Source organism: Mycobacterium sp. NAZ190054 (assembly GCF_001545925.1).
Classification (GTDB): Bacteria; Actinomycetota; Actinomycetes; order Mycobacteriales; family Mycobacteriaceae; genus Mycobacterium.
The window spans coordinates 1-1820 of the sequence record NZ_LMVQ01000430.1 but is presented as its reverse complement, the minus strand read 5'-3'; the positions used below and the strand labels follow the sequence as shown (position 1 = coordinate 1820).

Genomic DNA, 1820 nt, shown 5'->3' with positions numbered 1-1820 from the left:
CCACGCGCCGTTGCGGTCGACCAGCACGGCACCGGCAGCGCCGAGCGTGGCCAGCACCGCGCCGATGCCCCGGTCGATCAGCTGCCGGGCGGCCGCCACCACCGGTTCCGGGTCGCCCTGGCGCACGGCGTCTTCCAATGACTGCGGGGACAACCCGAGCACCCCTGCCAGTTCCTCGGCGTTCGGCTTGATCAGGTCGGGGGCGCCGCGCTGCAGCGAACCGACGAGCGCGGCCAGCGGCGCGTCGGAGGTGTCGACGGCCACCTGGCACCTGCGCGGGGAGAGCAGCGCGACGACGTCGCCGTACCAAGCCGGCGGCACCCCGGGTGGCAGGGATCCCGACATCACCACCCAGTCGGCGTCGTCGGCGGCGCCGAGCACCGCGTCGGTGAGCGCCTGCAGCGTCGTGCCGTCCAGCGTGGCGCCCGGCTCGTTGATCTTGGTGGTCGTGCCGTCCGGCTCGGTGATCGTCAGGTTGGTGCGGGCGGGTTCGGCGGCGGTCACGACGCGGTACGGCACTGCGGCGGTCTGCAGCGCGTTGAGCAGCGGGTCGTTGGTGGCCGCGGGTAGCACCGCGACGGCGTCCACGCCCGCCATCGTCAGTACCTTGGCGACGTTGACGCCCTTGCCGCCGGCCTGGTCGGTCACCGAGGTGACGCGGTGCACGGCGCCGCGCGTCAGCGGCGAGGGCAGCGTGACGGTGCGGTCGATGCTGGGGTTGGCGGTGACGGTGACGATCACGAACTGCCTCCTGCACAGATGACCTCGACGCCCTGCCCACTCAGTTCGGCGGTTGCGGCGGCGGAGATCTCGGGGTCGGTGATGAGAGTGTCCACGCTCGTGATCGGGGCGAAGCTGACGAAGTCCTCACGGCCGATCTTCGACGAGTCAGCCGCCACCACAACGTAATTCGCAGCGCGGACCATGGCCCGCTTGACGGCGGCCTCGTCACTGTCGGGGGTGGACAGGCCGTGCCGCACGCTCAGCGCGTTGGTGCCGATGAACGCGATGTCCACCCGCAGGGTGTCGAGCACCCGCAGCGCATGCTCGCCGACGGCGGCCTGGGTGACCCCACGCACGCGGCCGCCGAGCAGCTGCAGCGACACCGACGGCACGGTGGCCAGCCGCGCCGCGATCGGCACCGAGTTGGTGACCACCACGAGTTCGCGGTCGGCGGGGATCTGCGCGGCGATCCGCATGGTGGTGGTGCCCGCGTCCAGCAGCACGCTGGCCCCGCTCAGCGGGAAGAACTCCGCGGCGGCCACGGCGATCGCGTCCTTGTGTTCGGCCCGGGTGATGTCGCGTTCCCCGACGCCGGGTTCGACCAGATGCAGCGCCCGGACCGGCACCGCGCCGCCGTGGACGCGGCGCACGATCCCGGCCCTGTCCAGAACGGCCAGGTCGCGGCGCACGGTCTCGGTGGTGACGTCGTAGGCCTGCGCCAGTTCGGTCACCGACGCCCGCCCCTTCGACATCACCAGCGACGCGATCGCCTGCTGCCGTTCCTCCGGGTACATCACGCTCCGTACGTGTGGGAATCCAACCAATCGAATGTTGATATGTTTGGTTTTACTCTTGAACGTGTTGACTTGTCAATGGATTCTTGTAATCTGGTTCACATGACCGCGTCGCCTCCGCTCAGCTCACAGGCCGGCACCATCCTGCACGGTGTGCCCGTCGTCGCCGGTGTCCAATACGCGCCGGTGATCCGCCCCGGCTCGCTGCCCGACGTCTCGGATGTCACCGACGGCGCCGCCGAACTCCTCTGCTTCAAGCCGGCGACGAACTCGTCGAACACCGAATCCTGCACGATGACGCGG

The 1820-nt window shown here is 70.2% G+C and carries 2 protein-coding genes and 1 pseudogene; 1 reads left to right on the top strand and 2 read right to left on the bottom strand.

What is annotated here, in order from left to right; all coding sequences use genetic code 11:
- The coding region (locus ASJ79_RS23410) for a 1-phosphofructokinase family hexose kinase (protein ID WP_067960564.1) at positions 1-741 on the bottom strand (741 nt) is incomplete at its 3' end.
- The gene (locus ASJ79_RS23405) at positions 738-1517 is read right to left on the bottom strand and encodes a DeoR/GlpR family DNA-binding transcription regulator (RefSeq protein WP_067960560.1); all 780 of its coding nucleotides are present in this window, start codon (positions 1515-1517) and stop codon (positions 738-740) included. The genes ASJ79_RS23410 and ASJ79_RS23405, both read right to left, overlap by 4 nt.
- Before the next feature lie 42 nt (positions 1518-1559).
- Between ASJ79_RS23405 and ASJ79_RS23400 the strand changes: the two are divergent.
- Positions 1560-1820: pseudogene (locus ASJ79_RS23400) on the top strand (hypothetical protein); the annotation flags it as partial.